Below are 3,245 nucleotides of genomic sequence, written 5' to 3'. Positions count from 1 at the left end.
AACTGGCGCCGCCTGATGACCCCTGCCTGGAATCACGATATGCGGATAAGATTGTCCGCCAAGCCACACACCGTTGTCAACCGGTTGATTAAACGGCGGATTCCGCCAACTGGCGCCCACCGAACCCTACCAAAAAAACGCCACTTTTCGCGCTTATCATTCCCGCCAATCCCCGTAGGAATAAGCCGTGCGGAACTAGGGCGCAATTAGGGCGCAACTAGGGCGCAATTAGGGCGCAATTAGGGCGCAATTAGGGCGCAACTAGGGCGCAATTAGGGCGCAATTAGGGCGCAACTAGGGCGCAATTAGGGCGCAACTAGGGCGCAACTAGGGCGCAATTAGGGCGCAATTAGGGCGCAATTAGGGCGCAATTAGGGCGCAACTAGGGCGCAACTAGGGCGCAACTAGGGCGCAACTAGGGCGCAACTAGGGCGCAACTAGGGCGCAATTAGGGCGCAATTAGGGCGCAATTAGGGAACTGTCAGTACGGAGGTAGGGTGCAATTTAAACAAACGACAGATTTATTCCGTGGATCATCCCCACAGGCGTGGGGAACGGATCGCGGACAATTTTGCCGGGCAGTAATTCGTCGGTTTATCCCCACGGGCGTGGGGAACGGAAAACGTGTTGCCGTCGTCAATTATGGGTACTAATAAACAAAAGGCTCTAAAGTTTCACGGGATTCGTTATTAGCGACCCATTTTTTCTGCACAAAATGGCATTCAACTTTGTTTGCCCCCCTTTTACTGCTCTATTGGTCAACCCCCAACACCCTTTTACCATATTCCCTTAACGCGCCGTTGGGTGCAAGGTAACGATAGAGGGTGGGTTTGGTGATGCCCAGCTCTTTGCAAAGTTCGGAAATGACGGTTTCTTTTTGGCCCATTGCCGATTGGGCCAATCTGACTTGGGCTTTGGTTAAAGCGAATTTTGCACCGCCTTTTCTCCCTCTTGCCCTTGCCGCCGTTAAGGCCGCTTTCGTCCGCTCACTAATCAATTCGCGTTCAAATTCTGCCAAGGCGGCAAAAATACCGAAAATCAGCTTGCCACTGGCGGTGGCGGTGTCAATATCGGCTCCCTGTCCGGCCAACACCTTAAACCCCACACCTTTTTCGGACAGCCCGTGGACGGTGGTGACCAAATGTTTTAAGTTCCTGCCCAACCGGTCAAGTTTCCAAACGACCAAAACATCACCCGCCCTTAATGCTTTCAGGCAGGCCAGCAAGCCCGGACGCTCATCGTCCTTACCGGATGCGAAATCGCTGTAAATCTGGTCGGGCGTTACCCCGTACGCCGTCAGGGCGTCGATTTGAAGGTCAAGATGCTGGGAGCCATCCGATTTTGAAACCCTTGCATAGCCAATTAACATGGTCTTATCCGTTTCATAAACGACCGTTTCTGTAACTCTTAGTTTTATAGGTTTAGAGAGGATTAAACAGTAACATAATAAGTTAATCATACAAAGTATCATAAACATGATAAAGGGGTTTGAAGTCCAATGGTACGAAAACGTACGTTAGCGGCTAACTTAATTCTATTTGTATTAAAAAGCCACTACGGAAGGGTAATAATATTTTCTGATGGCTGATTTAGCGGCCTGAGTTGCCCCATCATGACCTGCTCTGCCAGTGTAAATGAGTAGTGCCCCAGCACATTGACATGTCCATGCAGTAAAGGCGATAGCCTTTTCTCATCTTCTTCCCTGATTTCTTGTTGCCGTTGCCACAAATGATCTAGCGCTGCCTGCATATATAGGGTGTTCCATAATACGACGGCATTGGTTACCAACCCTAACGCCCCCAATTGATCTTCCTGTCCTTCGCGGTAGCGCTTGCGGATTTCTCCCCGTTGCCCGTGGCAAATGACACGGGCAACGGCATGCCGTCCTTCCCCCCGGTTTAGCTGTGTTAATATCCGGCGGCGGTAGTCTTCATCATCAATATAATTCAGCAGATACAACGTCTTGTTGATGCGACCCGCGTCGATGATGGCTTTAGCCAGACTGGATGGCCGATCACTTTTCAAAAGGGAACGGATAAGTTCCGATGCCTGTATGGTACCCAGTTTAAGCGACCCGGCTATCTTCAGCATATCATCCCAATGCTGTTCAATTCGGCGGGTATTGACAGAACCCCTGGCCAAATCATTGAGTACACCATAATCCGCGTTTTTATCGATTCGCCAAAAAACCGCTTCACCGGCGTCGGCCAAATGCGGTGAGAATTGATAGCCAAGCAGCCAGAATAATCCAAACACCAAATCACTGGCCCCAGCGGTATCCGTCATGATTTCCGTTGGATTCAAGCGCTGCGAGACAGGAGTCGAGTAGTCCCCAGAAGCGATAGTGCCTGAGTTTTCACGAAGCGAAGCGGAAGTGAAAATGCAGGCTATACGAAATCGCGTCGAGTCATTGGGGAGCATGTGAGCCACCCCTTGTTGGGTGGCGAGCGAGTGACCAGGACGGCTGGGGCAGCCCAAGGCATAAGCGGTCGCGTGATTTTTGCTGATTGACCGGCAAGGATGCCGAAGCAATCTTTCGCAAAAATAGCGACTCCCCTTCATTACCCATTGACTATGGAATCATGTTCTGAATATAGGCGTGATGCGGGCTACAGGGCGACTATACGCATTTACGAAGGAATCCTTACGGTCGGCCAACAACCGTGAACACGGCGCGGCCTCCTGGCGGACGGCGGGGTGAGGCCGCAGGCGTGCCACCAGCCACCCCATTTTGTTAATACCCATGGTGTTTTTTCGCCTGACGGCGGCAGCGTCCGCCCACATTTTTGGCCGAACCGAAAAATATCATCAGAAACGCCATTTTTATGACACACTGGGCAAGATAAATTACTTTAATAATCAAAGCCATATAAAAAACAATCCAATATAGTGAAATATTCACTTTATTTTTGGTATTAGTTAATAGTTTTTTGGTCACCAAAAGATTATAGTCAAGTACCATTGCTTTTTTTTATGGGCAGCCGTAGAACATAAGACGGCATCCGCTGTCGGCGGATGCCGTACCCGCCCTAAATACGCCCGATTGCCAATACCGGGAAAGCTTTTTTATATAGATCATGCCGACACAGGAAAAGTTTAGATGATACCCAAAAGATATGGTTTTGTCGCAAATATTTACAAGAGCTGAGTTTGGCCTGATTGGCGGACAAAACTAGCCTGCCAAATTGATAAATTGTCGGTGGGCGGGCAGTGTCCGTCCGGCGAGTTGCCCCTTACTGATCATG

2 protein-coding genes and 1 pseudogene are annotated in these 3,245 nt (G+C 50.0%); all 3 read right to left on the bottom strand.

The genetic code is table 11. From position 1 onward, the window contains the following. Positions 1-751: 751 nt before the first annotated feature. The 3 genes and pseudogenes from AADEFJLK_RS23285 to AADEFJLK_RS25345 all read right to left on the bottom strand — a co-directional run bounded on the left by AADEFJLK_RS23285 (position 752) and on the right by AADEFJLK_RS25345 (position 2,938). Positions 752-1,369, bottom strand: coding sequence for a recombinase family protein (locus AADEFJLK_RS23285; RefSeq protein WP_103975993.1), 618 nt, complete (start codon positions 1,367-1,369; stop codon positions 752-754). A gap of 185 nt (positions 1,370-1,554) precedes the next feature. After that, positions 1,555-2,304: pseudogene (locus tag AADEFJLK_RS23280) on the bottom strand (Tn3 family transposase); the annotation flags it as partial. Between the two features lie 430 nt (positions 2,305-2,734). Continuing rightward, positions 2,735-2,938 carry a hypothetical protein gene (locus AADEFJLK_RS25345; protein ID WP_211299330.1) on the bottom strand — a complete coding sequence of 68 codons (204 nt, stop codon included), beginning with the start codon at positions 2,936-2,938 and terminating at the stop codon, positions 2,735-2,737. Positions 2,939-3,245: the final 307 nt, after the last annotated feature.

Source organism: Methylovulum psychrotolerans (assembly GCF_002923755.1).
Taxonomy (GTDB): Bacteria; Pseudomonadota; Gammaproteobacteria; order Methylococcales; family Methylomonadaceae; genus Methylovulum; species Methylovulum psychrotolerans.
The sequence above is the reverse complement of the archived record's forward strand: the minus strand, read 5'-3'. Positions and strand labels throughout refer to the sequence as shown.

Excerpts from the sequence above, each read along its gene's own strand:
- AADEFJLK_RS23285 (WP_103975993.1), bottom strand. The coding sequence starts at position 1,369 with ATGTTAATTGGCTATGCAAGGGTTTCAAAATCGGATGGCTCCCAGCAT.